Below are 20,308 nucleotides of genomic sequence, written 5' to 3'. Positions count from 1 at the left end.
TCACCCGAAATCGATAGATTCCGCGGTATGGGTCCTGGCCTTCGCCAGGACGACACTGAGGGTTGGCAACGCCGTGCCGCCACAACACCACCGAGCGCCTACTCGGCCGCGTCCCGCAACTCGGCGCGCTCGGCTCTCGCCGCGCAGAACTTGAACTCCGGGATCTTGCCGAATGGATCGAGCGCCGGGTTGGTCAGGAGATTGGCCGCCGCCTCCGCGTAGCAGAACGGCATGAACACCATGTTCTCGGGAACGTCGCGGTCGGAGCGGACCTTGACCTCGACCGCGCCGCGGCGGGTCTCGAGCCGGATGAAATCGCCCGGCGCGAGCTTCTTCCTGTGCATGTCCTTCGGCGACATGAACGCGACCGCCTCCGGCTCGATCTGGTCGAGCACCTGCGCGCGGCGGGTCATCGAGCCAGTGTGCCAATGCTCGAGCACGCGGCCGGTCGAGAGCACCATCGGATACTCGGCGTCGGGAATCTCGTCCGGCGGGATGACGTGGGCCGGAACGATCTTGCCGCGGCCGCTCGCGGTCGGAAATCCCGTGGTGAAGATGATCTCGTTGCCGGGCACGTCGGGACCGTCGACGGGATAGGTGACCGCGCCCTCGCGGACCAGACGTTCCCAGGTGATGTTCTTCAGCGACGGCATCAACTCCGCCATCTCGGTGAAGACCTCGCCGGGACCAGCATAATTCCACGGCAGCCCCATGCGCTTGCCGATCTCCTGGATGATCCAGAGATCCTGCCGCGCATCGCCCGGCGGCTTGATCACCTGGCGCGCGAGCTGCACGCGACGATCGGTGTTGGTGAAGGAGCCTTCCTTTTCGGCAAACGCCGAGGCCGGCAGGATGACGTCGGCGTGGAATGCGGTCTCCGTGACGAAGAGGTCCTGCACCACGAGATGATCGAGCATGGCAAGCGCCTGGCGCGCGTGCTGGAGATCGGGATCGGACATCGCGGGGTTCTCGCCCTCGATATACATGCCCTTGATCTCGCCGGCATGGATCGCGTTCATGATCTCGACCACGGTCAGGCCGCGCACGGGATCGAGATCCTGGCCCCACAGCTTCTCGAAGGCACCGCGCATGTCGTCGCGGCCGACCGGCTGATAGTCCGGCAGGAACATCGGGATCAGACCGGCATCGGAAGCGCCCTGCACGTTGTTCTGGCCGCGCAGCGGATGCAGGCCGGTGCCGGGCCGGCCGACCTGGCCGGTGATCAGCGCCAGCGCAATCAGGCAGCGCGCATTGTCGGTGCCGTGGACATGCTGGCTGATGCCCATGCCCCAGAAGATGATCGACGATTTTGCCCGCGCATAGGTTCGCGCGACCTCACGCAGGGTCTGCGCCGGGACACCGCAGATCGGCTCCATCTTCTCCGGCGTGAACTCCTTGATCTTCTCCTTGAGGTCCTCGAACCCCTCGGTGTAGCCGGCGATGTACTGATCGTCGGTCAGCCCTTCGGTGATGATCGTGTGGATCATCGCGTTCAGCATGGCGACGTCCGAGCCCGGCTTGAACTGCAGATGCTTGGTCGCATGACGCGACAGCGTCTGACGGCGCGGATCCATCACAAACAGTTTCGCGCCGTTCTGCTTGACCGCGTTCTTGATGAAAGTCGCAGCGACCGGATGGTTCACGGTGGGGTTGGCGCCGATTACGATGATGACCTCGGCGTCCATCGCCGCCGAGAACGGCGCCGACACGGCGCCCGAGCTCAGGCCTTCGAACAGCGCCGCGACCGACGAGGCGTGGCACAGGCGGGTGCAATGGTCGACGTTGTTGGAGCCGAAGCCGGTGCGCACCAGCTTCTGGAACAGATAGGCCTCCTCGTTCGAGCCCTTGGCCGAGCCGAAGCCGGCCAGCGCCTTCACACCCTTCTCGTCGCGGATCTTGACGAGGCCCCTGGCCGCGATGTCGAGCGCTTCTTCCCAGCTCGCTTCGCGGAAATGCGTGAACGGATTGGCGGGATCAACCTGGTCGTTGGAATCCTTCTTCGCATTCGGCAGCCGCACCAGCGGCTTGGTCAGTCGATGCGGATGGTGGATGTAGTCGAAGCCGAAGCGGCCCTTGACGCAAAGACGGTTGCGGTTGGCCGGGCCATCGCGGCCCTCGGCATAGATCACCTTCTCGTCCTTGACCTCATAGGTCACTTGGCAGCCGACGCCGCAGAACGGGCAAAGCGAATCCACCTTCTTGTCGGCATAGACGACACGGGTCTGCTTCTCGTCCAGCATTACGGCCGGCATCAGGGCCCCGGTCGGACAGGCCTGAACGCATTCGCCGCAGGCGACGCAGGTGGACTCGCCCATGGGATCGTCGAAATCGAACACGATTTTCGAGCCGTGGCTGCGATAGGCCATGCCGATGACGTCGTTGACCTGGACCTCGCGGCAAGCGCGCACGCAGAGGCCGCACTGGATGCAGGCATCGAGATTGACGCGCATCGCCGGATGGCTGGCGTCGGTCGCCCAACGCTCGGCGGCGGGGAAGCGGCTCTCGGTGACCCCAGTGGTTTCGGCCCAATGCCAGAATTTGGACTCCGGATCGTGCGAGGTCTCGCGCGCCGGCTGATCGGCAACCAGCAGCTCCATGACCATTTTTTGCGCGGAAACCGCGCGCGCGCTCTCCGTCTTCACCTTCATGCCGACCGATGGCGTGCGCTTGCAGGACGCCGCGAGCACGCGCTCGCCCTCGATCTCGACCATGCAGGCGCGGCAATTGCCGTCGGGACGATAGTCCGGCGCGGGCGAATAGCACAGATGCGGAATCTCGCGACCCTGGCGTTTTGCGACCTGCCAGATCGTCTCGCCTGCATTGGCCTCGACCTGCTTGCCGTCGAGCTCGAACGTAATCTTCGTCATTCGGCCGCTTCCTTGAACTCGTCAGGGAAATATTTAATCACGGTGGCAAGCGGATTCGATGCCGCCTGTCCAAGCCCGCAGATCGAGGCATCGCGCATCGCCTGGCTCAATTCGTCCAGGAGAGCGCGGTTCCAGACCGGTTGCTGCATCAGCAGTGCGGCCTTCTGGGTTCCGACGCGACACGGCGTGCACTGGCCGCAGCTCTCGTCCTCGAAGAACTTCATCAGGTTCAACGCGGCCGCGCGCACGCTGTCCTTTTGCGACAGGATCACGATCGCGGCAGAGCCGATGAAGCAGCCGTATTTTTCAAGCGTGCCGAAATCGAGCGGGATGTCGTCCATCGCCGCCGGCAGGATGCCGCCGGACGCACCACCCGGGAGGTACGCATAGAATTGATGGCCGTCGGCCATGCCACCGCAATATTCGTCGATCAGCTCGCGCACGGTGATGCCAGCAGGCGCGAGCTTCATGCCGGGGTTCTTGATGCGGCCCGAGACCGAGAAGCTGCGTAGGCCGTGCCGCTCATGGCGGCCGTGGCCCTTCCACCAGTCGGCGCCCTTCTCGACGATATCGCGCACCCACCACAAGGTCTCGATATTGTTGATCAAGGTCGGCAGGCCGAACAGGCCGACCTGGAATGGATAAGGCGGCTTGTGCCTCGGCAGGCCGCGCTTGCCCTCGATGCTTTCCAGCAGCGAGGATTCCTCGCCGCAGATATAGGCGCCGGCGCCGCGGCGCATATGCAGCGTCGGACCGCCCGGCGGCAGCTTTGCTATCTCGCGTTCGAGGATTTCGCGCGATGCCGGATATTCGTCGCGCAGGTAGATGTAGATATCCGAGGCCTGCACCACATGGGCGCCGATCAGCATGCCCTCGAGGAAGCGGTGCGGATCGCTTTCGAGATAGACGCGATCCTTGAACGTGCCGGGCTCGCCCTCGTCGCCGTTGATCGCCATCAGCCGCGGGCCGGGTTCACCAAGCACCGCGCGCCATTTGCGTCCCGTCGGGAAGCCGGCGCCGCCGAGACCGCGCAACGAGGCGTCGTCGAGCGCCTTCAGCAGGTCGTCCGTCGGCAGCACGCCCGAGCGCAGGCGATTGAGCAGCTTGTAGCCGCCGCCGGCGACATAGGCGTCATAGCCGATATAGTCGGGCAGATGCGCGTGGGTGTCGCCAGCCTTCGCCGCCGCCATGACATTGGCCACCGTCGCGTGGTCAACAAAGTTGTGTCCGACCTCCGCGGCAGGCGCCGTATCGCAGCGGCCAACGCAGGGCGCACGCACGACGCGAATGCCGGGGCCCGACGCGTCCTGCAAATCGGCGAGCAGCTTCTCTCCGCCGAGCATCGCGCAGGTCAGCGAATCGCAGACGCGGATCGTCAGCGGCGCGATATCGGGCTCGCCTTCCTTCACCACGTCGAAATGCGCGTAGAAGGTTGCGGTCTCGAACACCTCGGCGAACGCGAGCTTCATCTCGTCGGCGAGCGCGGCGAGATGCGCGGCCGAGATCTGGCGGTACTTGTCCTGGATCAGGTGCAGATATTCGATCAACGGGTCGCGACGCCGCGGCCTGTCGCCGAGCAGCTGCGCGATCTCATGCGCGGCGGTGGGATCAACCTGCCGTCCCTTGGGGGTGGATTTGGCGCGCTTCCGTCCCTGGCCCGGATGCTCGAATTCTCTGACCTTGTGAACGTCGTCGTTGCTGCTCATGGAGACGTCGCGTTCTCTTCAAATGCGTAATGACTTTAGGCCGGATCGCCAAGCGATGCGCCTTCGTTTCCTGATTCGATCAGCGGAACGACCGGTTCCCGCGTCGCGCCACCAAGCCAAATTCGAAGCAACTCTAGTCTCTGGTATGCCAGATGCAAGACAATTTAGAGCGTGTCTAGAGTGATTTAGGAGGCAGGCGGTCGCCCGCCATGCCCCTTTACGCAAGCGTCGGACGGAACCCGATCTCAGGTCTTGCTCATGCACTCTTCGATGTAGAACCAGCGGTCATCGCCGGCGAGGCCTTTGGCTTTCACGTCGGCGCGACAGGCCTTGAGCTTCGGTTTGTTGGCCGCCCATTTCGCCTTCATGTCTTTCAGCTTCTGCATGGTGAGCTTCATCTTGCCAGGCTTTGCTTCCGTCGTTGCAGTGGGCGCCGCAGGTGTCGTTGTCGTCTGCGCGGATGCGGTATGAAGTCCAGCGACGAGCAATACGGCCGCAAGGCCAATTCGAATACAAATTCGGGTGCGAATCATTTCAATCCCCCTAAGTCCCATTCCTGATGATGTCTGAAAGGCCAACGAAGCGGGACGCCTGATGAGCATCCCGCTTCTGTCTCGACGGCGGTCAGAAGATCTTGACCGCGCTCTCCAATGTCTTCCAGACACCCCAAAGCAGGGGAACGCCGACGAAGGCCCAGAACAGCGCCGCCTTGGCGTCAAGCCCGCCAAAACCGATGCCGTAGGAGCCGTGCGGCCCCGCGGCTGCGGCGCTGGCGCTTGCCGCCTGCAACTTGGCGACATCGGCCTCCTTCATGTGCCATTTCGAATCGACCGGCTTGATCAGGTAGTTGCAGATCAGACCGGCGATCAGCATCGCGCAGAGAATGTACATGGTCGTGTTGTAGAGCTGGTCGCGCGGCACGCCCGCCGCGAGCTGGAACTCGCGGATGTAGTTCACCACGACGGGGCCGATGATGCCCGCGGTGGACCACGCCGTCAGCAGCCGGCCATGGATGGCGCCGACGAACTGGGTTCCGAACATGTCGGCGAGATAGGCCGGCACGGTGGCGAAGCCGCCGCCATACATCGACAGGATGATGCCGAAGCCAAGCACGAACAGGAGCTTCGAACCCATCGCCGCAAAAGTCGGCGCCAGCGCGTAAAGCGCGATGCCGAGGATGAAGAACGTATAGTAGGTGTTCTTGCGCCCGATCTTGTCCGACAGCGATGCCCAGAAGAAGCGGCCGCCGATGTTGAACAGCGACAGCAATCCGGCGAAGCCCGCGGCGATCGCGGCGATCTGCGCCTTCTGTCCCGCATCAAGCGCGTTGAAGCCGACGTTAGGCAGGCCGATCAGCTTGCCGGCGAAGATCTCCTGGAGCATCGGCGAGGCCATGCCGATCACGCCGATGCCGGCCGACACGTTCAGGCACAGCACCCACCAGATCAGCCAGAACTGCGGCGTCTTGTGCGCGTCGTTGAGATGGACGTTGGCCTTTGAGATCATCGCGTTGGCCTTCGACGGCGCGGTCCAGCCCTCGGGCTGCCAGCCGGGCGGCGGCAAGCGATAGCGGAACGCGCCGATCATCATGAACACGAAGTAGATGACGCCCATCGTGAAGAAGGTCTCCCAGACGCCGACCGAGGTCGGGGTCTTGAAGTAGTTCATCAAGAGGTTCGCCAGCGGCGCGCCGATCATGGCGCCGCCGCCGAAGCCCATGATGGCCATGCCGGTCGCCATGCCGCGGCGGTCCGGAAACCATTTCACCAGCGTGGACACCGGCGAGATATAGCCAAGGCCGAGACCGATGCCGCCGATCACGCCCGAACCCAGCCACAACAGCCAGAGCTGATGGGTGTAAACCCCGATCGCACCGAGGAAGAGGCCGCCGCACCAGCACAGCGCCGAGACGAAGCCGGCCTTGCGCGGGCCTACGCGCTCCAGCCAGCCGCCCCAGACCGCAGCCGCGATACCGAGCAGCACGAAAAAGAGCGTGTACATCCATCCCATGCTGGCGACCTTCCAGTCGCAGCTGGTCGTGAACAGCTCCTGAAACAGCGACATGTCTGCGCACGCCTTCGGCGCGGTCACGCCGATCGCGCGCGACAGCGGCAGCCAGAACACCGAGAAGCCGTAGGCCATGCCGATGCAGAGATGGATGCACAGCGCAGCCGGCGGCACCAGCCAGCGATTGAACCCGGCGGTCGCGATGGTCCGCTCGCGATCCAGAAAACCTGCGCCGGCACCCGAAAGTGTTCCCGCGCTCTCGATGGTAGACATGCATTCCTCCCCTAAAGCCGCGCTTCTGAACGGCCTGCCACGACGGTCCTGTTCCTCAGCCTGCAGCGCAGCCTTTGTCCCTGCTGCTCCGCACAATGATCGACGCGCGCCAGGATCGTCACGCGCATCCGAGACGTTAAACCCCTAACCTTGGGGGCTATGCCCGACGCCACGGTCGGGCTTCTTTCGATGGCCCATTTGCTCCGCATATCGCAGGCAAGACTCGACCTCCGCGTCTCGGCGGAGGAAGTCAATTGGGGCAGAAGTGATGATCGATGTCGATAGACAAAAGGTAGGTATCAACCGAGTGACCGCCGGCTAAGTGGGCGGCGCACCATTGATGTTTTCTATCGACCGATCGGCCTTCTCAATCAAGAACACGATGCGCGCGTCGTTGCGCTCGGTGATCTCCACCGTGTCGCCGGTCTCCCGGATCAGGTTTGGAATGTCAATCACCGACAGGGGATCCGTGCAGTGCACTTCGAGCTGATCGCCCGGCTGCAAGGGCTTCAGCGCTTTGCGCGTCTTCAGGGCGGGCAGCGGGCATTTCAGTCCGGTGAGATCGAGCGTCGTTCTGGTCATCGGCGCAACATGGCGGGAGGGGCCGATGGCGTCAACGCCAGGACAGCGCCAACGCAACGCCAAGACTCAGAGCAGATCGGCATAGGACAAGAAACCCACGCTCTGCCCCGGCTCGACACGCGTGACCTCCTCATCGAGCTCGATGAGGCCGTCGGTGTCGACCAGTGAGGACAACAGCCCAGCGCCCTCGCGTGGAAACTTGATGGCCTCGAGTGCACCGTCCGGCGTGCGCCGCAAGGAAGCGCGAACATATTCGCGACGCCCCGCCTTCTTCTTGTAGGTGAATGCCGCGCGCACCGGGATCGGCAACGGCGGCTCCGGCAGGCTGCCCGCAAGCGCGAGCACCGTCGGCCGCACCACATGCACGAAGGTGACGAAACTCGCGACGGGATTGCCCGGCAATCCGATCAGCGGTGTGCCCTCGATGATGCCCATCGCCACGGGCCGTCCCGGCTTGATCGCCATCCGCCACAACACCAGCGAGCCGATGCTCTCGACCGCCGCCTTGACGTGATCCTCCTCTCCGGTCGAGACGCCGCCGGTGGTGAGGATCAGATCGTGACTGCCTGCGACTTGCTTCAAGCCATTCGCGAGCAACGTCCGCTCGTCGCGCAAGATGCCGAGATCGCTGACTTCGCAGCCGAGCCGGCGCAGCATCGCCATCAGCATGAAGCGATTGGAGTCGAACAGCTGCGAGGCCGCGCGCGGCTCGCCGGGCGAGGCCAGTTCATCACCAGTCGAGAACACTGCGACGCGGATGCGCCTGACGACGTCGAGCCGGACCAGGCCGAACGCCGCCGCGAGCGCGACATGTTGCGGCAGCAAGCGCTGGCCTGCGCGCAGCGCGATGTGGCCCTGGGGAATGTCCTCTCCCGCAGGGCGGACATTCGCGCCCGGCTTCAGCCCCGGCGGCAGCACAATTCGACCGGCCTCGTCGATGCGGACATCTTCCTGCATGAAGACGGTTTCGGCATCCGGCGGCATCGGCGCGCCGGTGAAGATGCGCGCGGTGTGGCCGGCCTTGATCAGCGCCAGTGCCAGACCGCCGGCCTGGATGCGGCCGTCGAGCGGGAATGCCCGCTCAACGCTATCAGGAAGATCTGCGTTGCGCACGGCGTAGCCGTCAACAGCGGAATTGGTGAAGGGCGGCAACGGCAGCGGCGCCGCGATATCGCGGGCCAGCACGCGCCCATCTGCATCGATGAGCGCCACGGTTTCGAGATCGACAATCGCGTTGACGCGCGTCGTGATCAGGCCAACGGCCTCGTCGACCGACATCATCGGTCCGCCGAAGGCAAAACAATCGTCCGACAATTGCGCCATGGTGCCTCGTCAGCGCATCGCAGCGCTTTTCGCGACCGCTTCCTCGACTGGCATCGCGGCGCGCAGCAGCAATTCCGCGGCGGCGGCGATATCGTCGAGATGGACGGTCGGCAGTCGGGTTTCAATGGCAACGTCGGCCGCGATCCCGAAAATTCCGGGATCATCGGGAAACAGCAGCGGCTTGTCGTTGGCGGCGCGATGCACCTCGATCTTGCGATGCGGCTCGCGCTTGAAACCCTCGACCACGACGAGATCGACGGCCGACAATTTGCTCAACAGTTCCGGCAGACGCGGCTCCGCCGCCCCGCGCAATTCGTGCATCAGCGCCCAGCGATTTGACGAAGCAACCAGCACCTCGGCCGCGCCGGCCTCGCGATGGCGCCAGGAATCCTTGCCGGGCACGTCGACGTCGAACTGGTGATGCGCATGCTTGATGACCGAGACGCGCAAGCCAAGCGCATTGAAATGCGGGATCAGCCGCGTCAACAGCGTGGTCTTGCCCGCACCGCTCCAGCCTGCAAGGCCGATGACTTTCATTCCAGCTCCGTCTCCGCGAGCGACCCGGTCCTTGATGGAACCACTCTCTTCTCCGTCATTGCGAGCGCAGCGAATCAATCCAGGAATGCATCCACGGCGGCAGCCTGGATTGCTTCGCTTCGCTCGCAATGACGAATAGGCGGCATTTCGTTCTCTCGCTAGCATGCTTATATCGGCTTGACCCGAATGTCATGCTAACGTCGCGGCCATGATGAAGATCGACAAAGCCCCCGTGCCCCTGATCGTCCCTGACACCGAGGACCCGCGCCTCACCGAGAGCGTGACCGGGACCGACCAGTCCGGCGCCAGGATCGAAATCAAGGTGCCGGTGGAGCGCCCGCTGACGCTCTACCTGAATTCGCAGGAGATCGTCACCATGATGACGATCGGCGACTATCCGGAATATCTGGCCCTGGGCTATTTGCTCAACCAGAATATGCTGAAGTATAATGACGCGGTCACCGAGGTCGAATACGACGACGACCTCCAAGTGGTGGTGGTGCGCACCGAGCACCACACCAATTTCGAAGCCAAGTTGAAGAAGCGCACACAGACCTCGGGCTGCGCGCAGGGCACCGCCTTCGGCGATCTGCTGGAGGCGGTCGAGAGCGTGGCGCTGCCGAAGGCCGAGCTGCGCACCTCCTGGCTCTACCAGATGACTCAGACCATCAACACCATGCCCTCGCTCTATCTGGAGGCTGGTGCGATCCACGGCTGCGTGCTGTGCAGGGAGGGCGAGCCGCTCTGCTACACCGAGGATGTCGGCCGTCACAACGCCGTCGACAAGATCGCGGGCTGGATGTACCGCCACGGCGTCGATGCATCCGACAAGATCCTCTACACCACGGGACGGCTCACCTCGGAGATGGTGATCAAGACGGTCCGCATGGGCATTCCGATCCTGGTGTCGCGCTCCGGCTTCACCGCCTGGGGTGTCGATCTCGCCCGGCAGGTGGGCTTGACGCTGGTCGGCCGCGCCCGCGGCAAACGGTTCATCGCGTTGTCGGGGGCAGAGCGCATCGTCTACGACCAGAACCTCGCTTACGTCGAGGAAGAATCGGCCAAGCACAAGCGCAAGGGTGAAGGTGGTGACGACTAGCTTTCCGACCACGCAAGGCGTGCTGCTCGCCGGCGGCCTCGCGCGGCGTATGGGCGGCGGCGACAAGCCGATGCGTACCATTGGCGGCCGCACCATTCTGGAACGCGTGATCGCGCGCCTATCGCCCCAATGCAGCGGGCTGATCCTCAATGCCAACGGCGATCCCGTCCGCTTCGCCGCGTTCGGTTTGCAGGTCATCGCCGACGACGTGCCCGGCTTTCCCGGCCCGCTCGCCGGCATCCTTGCCGCGCTCGACTGGACCGCGGCGAACCGGCCCGAGGTGAAGTGGGTGCTCAGTGCCGCCTGCGATTGCCCGTTCCTGCCGCGCGATCTGGTCGCGCGCTTGCATGAAAAACGCATCGCGGCGAATGCCGAGCTCGCCGTTGCGGCATCAGGCGATCAATCGCATCCGGTGATCGGCCTGTGGCGCGTTGGCTTGCGCGACGAACTGCGTCATGCGCTGGTGGTCGAAGACCTCCGCAAGATCGACCGCTGGACCGCGCGCTACCCGCTCGCGACCGTGACGTGGCCGACGGAGCCGCTCGATCCGTTCTTCAATGCCAACACCGTTGAAGATATCGCGGAAGCGGAACGGCTGACCGCACTGGATGACGCCGCTTAAGGCCGCGTGAGCTTGGGTTCGCGGGCCGTGAACCGAGACGAGAACGCGAGCGACCAATGATCGGGACATTGCCCGGATCAGCCATGACGGACCCCCTCTTGAACGTTATCTTCGAAGTGATCGATTTCGCACTCGATTGCTCGGTCGCAGTCGACGACACGAAGTGGCGGAGCAAGCCTGAAATCGTTGAGGGCCCGCTGCCACCCGCCGCGCAGCGCGCACTTGCCGAAGCCGAGGAGCGGCAGCGCGTGCGCGAACAGACCGGCGGGGAGACAATCCAAACCTCGTAGCGGAGCGCTGACCGAACGACGCCAGACTACGCCGGTCGGAAGCCGGCGCGCTCCAGCGCGGCGCGCGCTTCGTCCGAGCCGAGCGCATCGAGAAAGGCCCGCACTGCCGGACGCTGCTTGCGCGCCGTCACCAGCGCGAAGTCATAATGTTCCTCCGCGAGCGGAATGAAACCGAGGCCAACCGCGTTGGCGACCGGCGCAATGGTCATGCCCCAATCGGCGCGGTGCTGTGCGACCGCCGCGGCCACCGCATTGTGCGAGCGTGGCTGGTTCCAATAGCCCTCCGGGCGCGCACCACCGAGCAACCGGTCGATCAGGATGCGCGTGCCGGCGCCTTGGTTGCGGTTGACCATGATGCAGGAGGGATCAGCGAGCGCCGCGGCCACGGCATCCTTCGCGCTGTGGCCTTCAAAACGCTTGTCGCCCTTGCGGAACACGATGCCCTGCATCCGCCGCCAGCCCGGCACGAGCTCGAGTCCTTCGGCGAGGTAAGGCGTATTGTAAGTCTCGCTCTTTTCGTCGAGCAGATGGATCGGCGCCAGATCGCATTCACCGCGCCGCGCCGCCGCAAGTCCGCCGAGGCTGCCGACGGCGATCGAGCGCACGGTCAGGCCGGCATGCGCGAGTTGCGCCGTGACGAGATCGAGGCCGGTGCAATGGCTGCCGACGATAACGAGATCGGGCACCCGCACATGCGGCGTAAACAGCGTCACCTCGGCCTCGGTCCCGGCCGGCATCTTGTCGGCGAGTGCGTCGATGCGCAGAAAGCCGTCGGCCTGCGCGAACGACGTGATCGCACCGGACCCCTTGCCGGAGGGATAGGCGATCAAGCCGTCCTTGCCTTCGACCAGCGAGACCATGACGAATTCGGTGCGGCCGAGCTCGGAAGCAATGCGCACCGGCACGGTCGCGTTCACCTTGGCATCGGAACGCGGCGGCAGTCCGGCCATTTTGCGCAGCACCGGTACGATCATGTCGTGAAAGGTGAACATCGCCGAAGTCGGAAAACCCGGCAGGATCACCACCGGCTTGCCGTCACACACCGCAAGGCACAGCGGCTTGCCGGGCTTGAGCGCAATGCCATGCGCGATGATGCCGGGCTGGCCGAGCCGGCCGATGATGCGATGGGACAGGTCGCCCGCGCCTTTCGACGTGCCGCCGGAGAGCACCAGCATGTCGGCGTCCGCCAGCGCACCCCTCATGGCGGCTTCGAGCTGAGCTTCGTCGTCCGGAATGGCGCCGAGGAAAACCGCCTCTCCGCCGTTCTCGTCGATCGCAGCAGTGACGATCGCGCCGTTGGTATCGTAGATCGCAGCGGGCGCGAGCACCTCGCCCGGCTGAACCAATTCGTCACCGGTGGAGATCACGGCAACACGAGGTTTGCGCACGACGCTCACCTCGGCAATACCACAAGCCGCCAGCATGCCGACCTCGCGTGAGCCGATGATGGTGCCGGCGCGCAGCAGCGCCTCGCCACGCGCGATATCGGATCCTGCGTAGGATATGAATTGCCCGGGCGAGGCCGCGCGACGGACGTCGATCGCACCGGACCCCGCCGGCTGGGTATGCTCGACCATGATCACGGCATCGGCACCGCGCGGCAGCGGACCGCCGGTGGCAATCGGCGTTGCCGTTCCCGCCGCCACTTGCACCGCCGGTACGGTGCCGCAGTGAATGGTCTCGCCATTCAGCCCGAGGCGAACCGGCGCGCCTTCGCCGGCTGTCGCAAGATCCGCAGAGCGCACCGCAAAACCATCGACATTGGAACGGTCGAACGGCGGCACGTCGATCGGCGCAGTGATGTCTTCAGCGAGCGACGCGCCAAGCGCAGCACCGAGCTTGCGCGTTTCGCTCGAAAGAGCGCGCGGGAACAGCGCGGCCTCGAAGCGTGCCAGCGCCTCCTCGCGGGAAAGGATTTTGAGGAACTGTTCCTGTTCGAGCGCGCTGCGGACTTGCGATTGCGGGATCATGGTCATGCTAAACCCATATCATTCCCGCATCAGATAGGCATCGACCGGCGCGCCCGCTGCAAATCCCTCGTGACTGGCGGGAACAAGCAGCCATGCATCCGCGCGGGCAATTGCCTGGAGCGGCCATTCTCCTACCGCAAGTGGCACCCACGCATGATGTTCCTCGGCCAGCAGGACCATTTCGGCGATGCCGACGCTGGATGCAATTTTTCGCGCGAGCGACAAGGCTATCGGTCGGCGCGGCAGCCGCGCTGACAGACGGTCGAGGAGCGGCAGCACGAGCGCAAGCCAGACCGCAAGCGCATGTTCCGGCGATCCGGGCAAGGCGACGACAGGAATGGTTCCGAGCCGCCCGATCGCGGCGGTGCGTCCGGGCTGGAGCGCAAGACCATGGGCGATCACGTCACCACGCTGGGCCAGCGCCGTGACCGCTGCATCGTTGCGACCGACACCGCTGCCGCCGATCGTCAGCAGGAGATCGCAGGTGGGCGCCCCGATCGCCTCCGCGATCGATCCCGCGTCGCGCGCGCCGGCCTCGTGCGTTTGCACATCCAGCCCTGCGGTGCGTGCGATGTCCGCAATCAGATGCATGGTCAGCGTTGCACCTGGTACATTGACAATGCGCAGTCGCGGACGCCGCACGCTCAGTCGGTCCAGTCCGGCGGCGCGCGCAAGCAGCAGAGCGCCAGGACCGACCGGATACCCCTCTGCCGCGGCAGGCGTGCGTCCGTCGATGTCACTTCCGGCGCGCCTGACGCCCTGCCCCGGTGCGCTCTCCGCCAACACCTGGACGAGCGGACCAGACATCTCGACTGCGTCGGCATCGAGCACACAGTCGCATCCCGCCGGCATCGCGTCGCCGGCATCGACCCAGGCGGGCGCTGTTGCGAGAGGCAGCGGTGAATAGGAGGACGCGCCGACCAGATCGTTGGCCCAAAACGCCCAGCCGTCGGCGGCAGCGACGTCACGGGACGGTCGGGCCGCGAGCAGCGGATTGCCCGCCGCGATGCAGCCGGCCGCTTCAGTCAGCTGCAACTCCACCGGCGCGAGCGGATCGAGCCCCTTCAGCAACGCGGCGAGCGCGGCGTCGAGCGGCGTCAGCAAGGGCGGCAGGCGCTGGGTCATGCGCCATGATGGACCATGCATCGCCCGGTTTGGCAACCGCTGGCGATACGAACGTCAGCCGCCCGACTTGTCCGCATTGGGGAAGAACAGTTGTTGTCCGTCCACCTTGTATCCGGCGATCGCCGCCTGCCCGTCAGGCGAGATCAGCCAGTCGACGAAGTCTTGCCCCAGCTCCTTCTTCACGTTCGGAAACTTCGCGGGGTTCACCAGCATCACGCCGTACTGATTGAGCAGACGCTTGTCGCCTTCGACGACGACGTCGAGATCGCCGCGCTCCCGAAAAGCGATCCAGCTGCCGCGGTCGGACAGCACATAGGCGTTCGCTGTGCGCGCTGCATCGAGGGCGGAGGCCATGCCCTGCTTGGCCTCGCGATACCAGCCGCCTTTGGTGCTCGCGATGTCGATGCCGGCGACGATCCAGAGCGCGAGCTCGGCGGCATGGGTGCCCGAACGGTCGCCGCGCGTCACGAACGGCGCGCCCTTGGCCTCGATCGCCTTCAGCGCGGTCGCGATGTCCTTGCCCTTCACGCCGGCGGGATCGCTCTTCGGCCCGATCAGCACATAGTCGTTGTACATCACGTCAAAGCGCTTCACCGCAAAACCGTCGGCAACGAATTTCTCCTCCTGCGGCCGTGCATGCATCAGCACGACGTCGACTTCGCCCCTTCGTGCCCCCTCGAGCACCTCGTCGGCGCGCCGCGCGATCACGGTCACGTCGATGCCGGTCTTCTCACGGAAGATCGGCAGCAGGTAATCGAGCAGGCCGGACTCCTGCGTCGCTGTGGTCGTGGCAAGCACGATCGCGCGGTCCTCCGCGGATGACGCCGCAACGCCTGCGGCAAGGCCGCAGAGAAGCACGAGTGCAACGGAGAGGCGGCGGACGGCCATGATCGGGTTCCCACTGGCTATGACGCGATCATGATGATGATCGATTGCGCCGCACTCGTGACGCGTTTGCTCGTTGCCGCGCCGGATGCAGACAACAACAGATAGAGCGCAGGTCAAGCCACTACCGGCCACAGACTTTACCCTCCGCGTCCGCGCGCCGACGACTCGGGAAATCTCGGCAACACGCGGAGCGGCATATGCCCATTGCAGTTGCGCGCGCGACAGCCCGCAAGATGGGCACCACGCGAGCGATTCAGGATCGTTCACCAAAGCAGAGATCGCGCGTGAGGATGTGTTGCAAAGCAGCGAGATGATCAGGCATGGTCGTGGCGGACAAAACTTGAAATGCAGAATTCCACCTGCGTCGACCGTCAAAAAGAAGCAAGAATTTGCATAGGAATGCAGGATGGAATTCCTGACGACCAGCGAAGCCGCCGATTATCTTCGGCTCGGCGAACGCAAGCTATACGAACTCGTCACCACCGGTGCGATCCCCTGCACCAAGGTGACCGGAAAGTGGCTCTTCCCGCGGCACGAACTCGACCTCTGGGTGCTGTCCGGACTGGCGCGCCCGGCCGGCATGCTGATCGCGGAGCCGCCGCCGGTCGTCGGCGGCAGCCAGGACGAGCTTCTGGATTGGGGGCTGCGCGAATCCGGCTCGGGCCTGGGCTCGATGAGCGAGGGCAGCGCGCGCGGGCTCGAGCGGTTGCAGCGTGACGAGGTGATGGCCGTGGCGATGCACTTCCACAGCCTCGATGCCGACGGCAATCTTGCCGCCGATGCCAATGCAACCGTCCTGCGAGACGCTCCGGACCTGCATGATGCATTGCTGGTCGCGTTCGTGCGCCGCGAGCAAGGTCTCGTGCTGCCGCCGGGCAATCCCAAGCGGCTGCGCGGCCTTTCCGACGTGCTCGCGCTCGGGGCCAGGATGGCGGTGCGGCAACAGGGCACGGGCGCGCAGATGCTGCTCGATGTGCTGCTCAAGCGCGCCGCCGCGTCGACGCGCGATTTGCGTCGGATCGAGACGCCGGCCCTGACCGGGCCGGATCTCGCCGAGATCGTCCGCGCGGGACAAGCCGATTGCGGAATCGCGACGCGTGCGTCCGCGCGCTCGGCCGGCCTCGATTTCGTGCCGCTGGTCTGGGAAAACTTCGACCTCGCGATGCGGCATCGCAGCTATTTCCGGCCCGCGATGCAGGGCCTGATCCGGTTCCTCAGCGAAAAGCGGTTGCTCCAGCGCGCCGCGGAGCTGACCGGCTACGATCCCTCGCCGGCCGGACAAATCCGCTTCGCCGGCTGACGTTGACGCCCGCCCCCAAATAGTTGCAAAAGAAACCAATTCAGCCGGGCCATACCCGGGACACACCGGCCAACGCGCCGGATCAGGGGAGGACAAGCATGAAGCCAACGAGATTTGGACTGCCGGTCGCTGCCGGCTTTGCAGCGACATTCCTGGCGACGCTGATGCCGGGCGCCGCAATGGCGCAGGTGTCCGACGACGTCGTCAAGATCGGCGTGCTCACCGACATGAACGGTCCGGCCTCGGCGCCGACCGGCCAGGGCTCGGTGACGGCAGCGCAGATGGCGATCGACGATTTCGGCGGGACCGTGCTCGGCAAGCCGATCAGCATCGTCGTCGGCGACCACCAGCTCAAGGCCGACATCGGCGGCGCGATTGCACGGCGCTGGTACGACGTCGACCAGGTCGATCTGATCGTCGACGTGCCGGTCTCCGCGGTCGGGCTCGCGGTGCAGAACATGGCCAACGAAAAGAAGCGGCTGTTCATCACCCACTCGACCGGCACCGCCGATTTCCACGGCAAGTTCTGTTCGCCTTACGCGATCCAGTGGGTGTTCGACACCCGCGCGCTCGCGGTCGGCACCGCTGACGCGGTGGTCAAGCGCGGCGGCGACAGCTGGTTCTTCATCACCGACGATTATGCGTTCGGCCATTCGCTGGAGCGCGACGCCTCGGCGGTCGTGACCGCCAATGGCGGCAAGGTGCTGGGCTCGGTGAAGCCGCCGCTGGCAACGCCCGACCTCTCTTCCTTCGTGCTGCAGGCGCAAGCCTCCAAGGCCAAGATCATCGGCATCGCGGCGGGTCCGCCCAACAACATGAACGAGATCAAGACCGGCTCCGAGTTCGGCGTGTTCAAGGGCGGCCAGCAGATGGCGGCGCTGCTGGCGCTGATCACCGACATCCATGGCCTCGGCCTGCAGGCGGCCCAAGGGCTGTTGCTGACGACGTCGTTCTATTGGGACCTGGACGACAAGACCCGCGAATGGTCGAAGCGCTACTTCGCCAAGATGAACAAGATGCCGTCGATGTGGCAGGCCGGCGTCTATTCGAGCGTGATGCACTATCTCAACGCCATCAAGGACACCGGCACCGACGATCCGCTCAAGGTCGCAGCCAAGATGCGGGAAAAGCCGATCGAGGATTTCTTCGCCCGCAACGGCAAACTGCGCGAGGACAATCTGATGGTGCACGACCTCTGGCTGGTGCAGGTGAAGACGCCGGAGGAAAGCAAATATCCGTGGGACTATTACAAGATCCTCACGACGATCTCGGGCGACAAGGCGTTCGGTCCGCCGGACCCAGCGTGTGCGATGGTGAAGAAGTGACCGCGTAGAGGTCATCCCGGGACGGTCCGAAGGACCAGACCCGGGATCTCGAGATTCTCAGGTGCGCAAGTGCGCACCGGAGTTCGCGCCGTGCGCGCCCCGGAATGACGGCCGCTTAAGGAGCGACCGTCACTTCACCACCCCGATCTCGCGAAAATACTTGATCACGCCGGGATGGATCAGCTCGGGCTTCGGCGCGGCGGCGACGGTGTTCGCGGCCGTGGTCTCGCAGGCTTGCGCGAGCTGCTTGCAGAATGTCGGCTCGACGCCGTGAAGCGTCTTCGCGAGCCGATAAGCGACATCGTCGGGCAGATCTTCGCGCGTCAGCACAAAACTCCAGGACCCCAGCGAGGCGATCGGCTCGGACTGGTTCGGATAGCTGCCGGCCGGCACGGTCAGCGGCTTGAGGAACGCGTGCTTGGCGCGGATGCGCGCGATCTCCTCGCTGTCAGGCGCGATGAAGCGCGCGCCTGACGCGCTCGAGGCCACCGCCGCAAAACCGGGCCAGCCGATGCCGGCGCCCCAGAGTGCGGCGACACGGCCATCCTCGACCATCGCGGGGCCGTCGCCGGCGCGGTCGAGATAGACGGCCTTGAAGTCCTCGTCCTGCTTCAACCCGAGACCATCCAGCACGTAGCGCGCCAGGATCGGCAGGCCGGAGCCTTTGGCGCCGAATGCGACGGGCTGACCGACGAGATCGCGAATGGTCTTGTATGGACTGTCCGCGCGCACCACGAACATGCCGGGGTTAGAATAGATCGCGGTGAGAATCTTCAACCGTACCGGCGCGCGGCCGATGCCGGCGAAGGCTTCATAGGCCGGCTCGCCCGCGACCAGAGCGAGATCGAGTTCGCCCTTCTCCAGCAGCGGAATGTTCTCGTTGCTGCCCTTGGTGTTGCGCGGGGCGATGATGGCTTGCGGATCGGCGGCGTTCATCGCTTGCGCAAAGGCGTTGCCATAGAGCGGAAAGCCGCCGCCGGGCGTCGCGGTGCCCAAGCTGATCGCCAGGCCGGGTGTCGTGGTCGGAATGGCGTTGCCTCCGGTTTGAGCGGCCGCGGGGCTTGAAAGCAGCGCCGCGCCGAGAACAAGGGTGATCGCGAATCTCATGGTCGGTCCCGGCGGGGGCGCGTCAACATCGACTTGCGGCGATGTAGGCAGCGCCCCGATTTTGTGAAAGCATGCAGCCCAACGACAATAGAACAATGGGAGGCGTCATGTTGCGAATTTTGCGTAACAGTGTTTTCGGGCTGGTTTTCCTTTCAACGCTGTTGGGCGCCGCACCTCCCGCCTCCGCCGCTTATCCCGACCGTCCCGTGCACTGGATCATCGGCTTCTCCGCCGGCGGCCCGGTCGACATCGTGGCGCGGATCATGGCGCAGTGGCTGACCGACCGCCTCGGCCAGCAGTTCATCGTCGAGAACCGCACCGGCTCGGGCGGCAACATCGCGGCCGCTGCCGCGATCACCTCACCGGCGGACGGCTACACGCTGCTGTTCGTCGCGCCCAACAACGCGATCTCGACCTCGCTCTACAAGAAGCTGCCGTTCGACTTTTTGCGCGACACCGTGCCGGTCGCCAGCATCATGCAGCTCACCAACATGCTGGTCGTCTCCAATGCGTTTCCCGCCAAGACGGTTCAGGAGTTCATCGACTACTGCAAGGCCAACCCGGGCAAGATCTCCTTTGCCTCGTCCGGCAACGGCACCTCGGTGCACATGTCGGCGGAGCTGTTCAAGGTGATGTCCAAGTGCGACATGGTGCACGTGCCCTATCGGGGATCTGCGATCGCCTTCCCCGACATCATCTCCAACAAGGTGCAGCTGATCTTCGACAACCTGCCCTCCGCGATGGAGCAGGCCAAGGGCGGCAACGTCCGCGCGCTCGGCGTGACCTCGCCGCAGCGCTGGCCGAGCGTGCCCGATGTGCCCGCGATCGCCGAGACGTTGCCCGGCTTCGAATCGGTCGGCTTCTACGGCATCTCCGCGCCGAAGGGCACGCCGGCCGACGTGATCGAGATCCTCAACAAGGCCGTCAACGAGGCGCTGAAGGACCCGAAGCTGGTCGCGCGCCTCACCGAGACCGGCGGCATCCCCAAGCCGATGACGCCGGCCGAGTTCGGCAAGCTCGTCACCGACGAGACCGAGAAGTGGCGCAAGGTGGTGGAGTTCGCCGGCGTGTCGGTGGACTAGGCCTGTGGAACTGCCGCGAGTCTGCAGCGCGCCAACGCGACATCGGAGGGGATCGGAAGACCCCTCCCAACAAATGTGCGAAAACAACCCCATGCACAGTAGAAAGATGTAGGGATCACAAGGGGTTACGGAATCGAAAACCGAGTCCCGGGCGGAGGCGGCTTGCGCCGTCGGGCAAAACAGGACTATAAGGGCATCATCGCCA

The 20,308-nt window shown here is 64.8% G+C and carries 17 protein-coding genes; 6 read left to right on the top strand and 11 right to left on the bottom strand.

Annotated elements, in window-relative coordinates; all coding sequences use genetic code 11:
• Positions 1 to 98 precede the first annotated feature (98 nt).
• From fdhF to mobB, 7 genes are all read right to left on the bottom strand, one after another.
• Positions 99 to 2,867, bottom strand: a complete 2,769-nt coding sequence (fdhF, locus tag BRA1253DRAFT_RS30195) for a formate dehydrogenase subunit alpha (RefSeq protein ID WP_007600675.1) — start codon at positions 2,865 to 2,867, stop codon at positions 99 to 101.
• Positions 2,864 to 4,573, bottom strand: coding sequence for an NADH-ubiquinone oxidoreductase-F iron-sulfur binding region domain-containing protein (locus BRA1253DRAFT_RS30190; RefSeq protein WP_007600674.1), 1,710 nt, complete (start codon positions 4,571 to 4,573; stop codon positions 2,864 to 2,866). Before BRA1253DRAFT_RS30190 ends, fdhF begins: the two co-directional genes overlap by 4 nt.
• Before the next feature lie 245 nt (positions 4,574 to 4,818).
• Positions 4,819 to 5,106: a hypothetical protein gene (locus BRA1253DRAFT_RS30185; protein WP_007600673.1), complete on the bottom strand. Its 288-nt coding sequence runs from the start codon at positions 5,104 to 5,106 to the stop codon at positions 4,819 to 4,821.
• Positions 5,107 to 5,197: 91 nt separating this feature from the next.
• Positions 5,198 to 6,853, bottom strand: coding sequence for an OFA family MFS transporter (locus BRA1253DRAFT_RS30180; RefSeq protein ID WP_007600672.1), 1,656 nt, complete (start codon positions 6,851 to 6,853; stop codon positions 5,198 to 5,200).
• 318 nt (positions 6,854 to 7,171) lie between these two features.
• The gene (locus tag BRA1253DRAFT_RS30175) at positions 7,172 to 7,435 is read right to left on the bottom strand and encodes a sulfurtransferase TusA family protein (RefSeq protein WP_007600670.1); all 264 of its coding nucleotides are present in this window, start codon (positions 7,433 to 7,435) and stop codon (positions 7,172 to 7,174) included.
• 66 nt (positions 7,436 to 7,501) lie between these two features.
• Positions 7,502 to 8,758 carry a gephyrin-like molybdotransferase Glp gene (glp, locus tag BRA1253DRAFT_RS30170; protein ID WP_007600668.1) on the bottom strand — a complete coding sequence of 419 codons (1,257 nt, stop codon included), beginning with the start codon at positions 8,756 to 8,758 and terminating at the stop codon, positions 7,502 to 7,504.
• Positions 8,759 to 8,767: 9 nt separating this feature from the next.
• Positions 8,768 to 9,295 carry a molybdopterin-guanine dinucleotide biosynthesis protein B gene (mobB, locus tag BRA1253DRAFT_RS30165; protein ID WP_007600666.1) on the bottom strand — a complete coding sequence of 176 codons (528 nt, stop codon included), beginning with the start codon at positions 9,293 to 9,295 and terminating at the stop codon, positions 8,768 to 8,770.
• 208 nt (positions 9,296 to 9,503) lie between these two features.
• On the opposite strand from mobB, the gene fdhD reads away from it, so the two are divergent.
• Genes fdhD through BRA1253DRAFT_RS30150 form a run of 3 tightly spaced genes read left to right on the top strand, consistent with a single transcriptional unit; the run spans position 9,504 to position 11,306 of the window.
• Positions 9,504 to 10,394, top strand: a complete 891-nt coding sequence (fdhD, locus tag BRA1253DRAFT_RS30160) for a formate dehydrogenase accessory sulfurtransferase FdhD (RefSeq protein WP_007600665.1) — start codon at positions 9,504 to 9,506, stop codon at positions 10,392 to 10,394.
• Positions 10,375 to 11,016, top strand: coding sequence for a molybdenum cofactor guanylyltransferase MobA (gene mobA / locus BRA1253DRAFT_RS30155; protein ID WP_088941160.1), 642 nt, complete (start codon positions 10,375 to 10,377; stop codon positions 11,014 to 11,016). Before fdhD ends, mobA begins: the two co-directional genes overlap by 20 nt.
• A gap of 56 nt (positions 11,017 to 11,072) precedes the next feature.
• Positions 11,073 to 11,306 carry a hypothetical protein gene (locus BRA1253DRAFT_RS30150; RefSeq protein WP_245285994.1) on the top strand — a complete coding sequence of 78 codons (234 nt, stop codon included), beginning with the start codon at positions 11,073 to 11,075 and terminating at the stop codon, positions 11,304 to 11,306.
• Between the two features lie 26 nt (positions 11,307 to 11,332).
• On the opposite strand, the gene BRA1253DRAFT_RS30145 is transcribed toward BRA1253DRAFT_RS30150, so the two are convergent.
• From BRA1253DRAFT_RS30145 to BRA1253DRAFT_RS30135, 3 genes are read right to left on the bottom strand one after another with little or no spacing between them, the layout of a single operon-like run.
• On the bottom strand, positions 11,333 to 13,282 hold the full coding sequence (locus tag BRA1253DRAFT_RS30145) for a molybdopterin biosynthesis protein (protein ID WP_007600662.1): 1,950 nt from the start codon (positions 13,280 to 13,282) through the stop codon (positions 11,333 to 11,335).
• 12 nt (positions 13,283 to 13,294) lie between these two features.
• Entirely contained in the window at positions 13,295 to 14,401 is a 1,107-nt protein-coding gene (locus BRA1253DRAFT_RS30140; RefSeq protein ID WP_007600661.1) for a molybdopterin-binding protein, read from the bottom strand.
• A gap of 54 nt (positions 14,402 to 14,455) precedes the next feature.
• Positions 14,456 to 15,289, bottom strand: coding sequence for a substrate-binding domain-containing protein (locus BRA1253DRAFT_RS30135; RefSeq protein ID WP_007600660.1), 834 nt, complete (start codon positions 15,287 to 15,289; stop codon positions 14,456 to 14,458).
• Positions 15,290 to 15,695: 406 nt separating this feature from the next.
• On the opposite strand from BRA1253DRAFT_RS30135, the gene BRA1253DRAFT_RS30130 reads away from it, so the two are divergent.
• Positions 15,696 to 16,589: a helix-turn-helix transcriptional regulator gene (locus tag BRA1253DRAFT_RS30130; RefSeq protein WP_007600659.1), complete on the top strand. Its 894-nt coding sequence runs from the start codon at positions 15,696 to 15,698 to the stop codon at positions 16,587 to 16,589.
• Between the two features lie 98 nt (positions 16,590 to 16,687).
• Positions 16,688 to 17,914: an ABC transporter substrate-binding protein gene (locus BRA1253DRAFT_RS30125; protein WP_007600658.1), complete on the top strand. Its 1,227-nt coding sequence runs from the start codon at positions 16,688 to 16,690 to the stop codon at positions 17,912 to 17,914.
• A gap of 129 nt (positions 17,915 to 18,043) precedes the next feature.
• Here the strand turns inward: BRA1253DRAFT_RS30125 and BRA1253DRAFT_RS30120 are convergent, their stop codons facing one another.
• A complete protein-coding gene (locus BRA1253DRAFT_RS30120; RefSeq protein ID WP_007600657.1) occupies positions 18,044 to 19,021 on the bottom strand; it encodes a TAXI family TRAP transporter solute-binding subunit in 978 nt (325 codons plus the stop codon).
• A gap of 107 nt (positions 19,022 to 19,128) precedes the next feature.
• Here BRA1253DRAFT_RS30120 and BRA1253DRAFT_RS30115 point away from each other — a divergent pair, with 107 nt between their 5' ends.
• Entirely contained in the window at positions 19,129 to 20,103 is a 975-nt protein-coding gene (locus tag BRA1253DRAFT_RS30115) for a tripartite tricarboxylate transporter substrate binding protein (RefSeq protein WP_007600653.1), read from the top strand.
• Positions 20,104 to 20,308: the final 205 nt, after the last annotated feature.

Source organism: Bradyrhizobium sp. WSM1253 (assembly GCF_000244935.1).
Taxonomy (GTDB): Bacteria; Pseudomonadota; Alphaproteobacteria; order Rhizobiales; family Xanthobacteraceae; genus Bradyrhizobium; species Bradyrhizobium canariense.
This window is presented reverse-complemented; position numbering and strand designations above follow the sequence as displayed.

Excerpts from the sequence above, each read along its gene's own strand:
- fdhF (WP_007600675.1), bottom strand. The coding sequence starts at position 2,867 with ATGACGAAGATTACGTTCGAGCTCGACGGCAAGCAGGTCGAGGCCAAT.
- BRA1253DRAFT_RS30190 (WP_007600674.1), bottom strand. The coding sequence starts at position 4,573 with ATGAGCAGCAACGACGACGTTCACAAGGTCAGAGAATTCGAGCATCCG.
- BRA1253DRAFT_RS30185 (WP_007600673.1), bottom strand. The coding sequence starts at position 5,106 with ATGATTCGCACCCGAATTTGTATTCGAATTGGCCTTGCGGCCGTATTG.
- BRA1253DRAFT_RS30180 (WP_007600672.1), bottom strand. The coding sequence starts at position 6,853 with ATGTCTACCATCGAGAGCGCGGGAACACTTTCGGGTGCCGGCGCAGGT.
- BRA1253DRAFT_RS30175 (WP_007600670.1), bottom strand. The coding sequence starts at position 7,435 with ATGACCAGAACGACGCTCGATCTCACCGGACTGAAATGCCCGCTGCCC.
- glp (WP_007600668.1), bottom strand. The coding sequence starts at position 8,758 with ATGGCGCAATTGTCGGACGATTGTTTTGCCTTCGGCGGACCGATGATG.
- mobB (WP_007600666.1), bottom strand. The coding sequence starts at position 9,295 with ATGAAAGTCATCGGCCTTGCAGGCTGGAGCGGTGCGGGCAAGACCACG.
- fdhD (WP_007600665.1), top strand. The coding sequence starts at position 9,504 with ATGATGAAGATCGACAAAGCCCCCGTGCCCCTGATCGTCCCTGACACC.
- BRA1253DRAFT_RS30150 (WP_245285994.1), top strand. The coding sequence starts at position 11,073 with ATGATCGGGACATTGCCCGGATCAGCCATGACGGACCCCCTCTTGAAC.
- BRA1253DRAFT_RS30145 (WP_007600662.1), bottom strand. The coding sequence starts at position 13,282 with ATGACCATGATCCCGCAATCGCAAGTCCGCAGCGCGCTCGAACAGGAA.
- BRA1253DRAFT_RS30140 (WP_007600661.1), bottom strand. The coding sequence starts at position 14,401 with ATGACCCAGCGCCTGCCGCCCTTGCTGACGCCGCTCGACGCCGCGCTC.
- BRA1253DRAFT_RS30135 (WP_007600660.1), bottom strand. The coding sequence starts at position 15,289 with ATGGCCGTCCGCCGCCTCTCCGTTGCACTCGTGCTTCTCTGCGGCCTT.
- BRA1253DRAFT_RS30130 (WP_007600659.1), top strand. The coding sequence starts at position 15,696 with ATGGAATTCCTGACGACCAGCGAAGCCGCCGATTATCTTCGGCTCGGC.
- BRA1253DRAFT_RS30125 (WP_007600658.1), top strand. The coding sequence starts at position 16,688 with ATGAAGCCAACGAGATTTGGACTGCCGGTCGCTGCCGGCTTTGCAGCG.
- BRA1253DRAFT_RS30120 (WP_007600657.1), bottom strand. The coding sequence starts at position 19,021 with ATGAGATTCGCGATCACCCTTGTTCTCGGCGCGGCGCTGCTTTCAAGC.
- BRA1253DRAFT_RS30115 (WP_007600653.1), top strand. The coding sequence starts at position 19,129 with ATGTTGCGAATTTTGCGTAACAGTGTTTTCGGGCTGGTTTTCCTTTCA.